General features: G+C 38.5%; 1 protein-coding gene. It reads right to left on the reverse strand.

The genetic code is table 11. The features are described from left to right. Positions 1-1,094 (reverse strand): HYR-like domain-containing protein (locus ACYEKI_RS21215; protein ID WP_459213216.1); only part of this gene is annotated, 1,094 nt, incomplete at both ends.

Here is a 1,094-nt window from a genome sequence, read left to right on the forward strand (position 1 = left end):
GAACAATCCGATACTTCCCATAATCTTGTGATTGTATAACTCGATGCACATCCATCATCTTGTCCTGTGATCGTTTCTGTATAGTTTACACTTACCGATGCATCACAATTATCATTCGCTGTTAAGACTACTGCTGTTGGTATAGCATCACAATTTACTGTTGTATCTGTTGGTAGTGTTTCTACAAATACTGGAGCAGTGGTATCTTCTACTGTAATTATTTGAGTATGACTTGTAGTGTTATTCGAACAATCCGATACTTCCCATAATCTTGTAATCGTATAACTTGAAGCACATCCATCATCTTGTCCTGTGATCGTCTCTGTATAATTTACGCTTACTGATGCATCGCAATTGTCATTCGCTGTTAAGACTACTGCTGTTGGAACTGTATCACAACTTACTGTAACATCTGCTGGTAGTGTTTCTACAAATACTGGTGCTGTTGTGTCTTCTACAGTAATTACTTGGGTATGACTCGTCGTGTTATTCGAACAGTCTGATACTTCCCATAATCTTGTTATTGTATATCTTGAAGCACATCCATCATCTTGTCCTGTTATTGTCTCTGTATAATTTACGCTTACTGATGTATCGCAATTGTCATTCGCTGTTAAGACTACTGCAGTTGGCACTGCATCACAACTTACTGTTGTGTCCGCTGGTAGTGTTTCTACAAATACTGGTGCTGTTGTGTCTTCTACAGTAATTACTTGGGTATGACTCGTAGTGTTATTTGAACAGTCTGATACTTCCCATAATCTTGTAATTGTATAACTCGATGCACATCCATCATCTTGTCCTGTGATCGTCTCTGTATAATTTACGCTTACTGATGCATCACAATTGTCATTCGCTGTTAAGACTACTGCTGTTGGCACTGCATCACAACTCACTGTTGTATCTGCTGGAAGTGTTTCAATGAATATTGGCGCAGTAGTGTCTTCTACAGTAATTACTTGTGTATGACTCGTCGTGTTATTTGAACAATCAGACACCTCCCATAATCTTGTAATCGTATAACTTGAAGCACAGGCATCGTCTTGTCCTGTTATTGTCTCTGTATAATTTACGCTTACTGATGCATCACAATT

This window comes from Aquimarina rhabdastrellae, from assembly GCA_947387485.1.
In the GTDB taxonomy this organism is placed as follows: domain Bacteria; phylum Bacteroidota; class Bacteroidia; order Flavobacteriales; family Flavobacteriaceae; genus Aquimarina.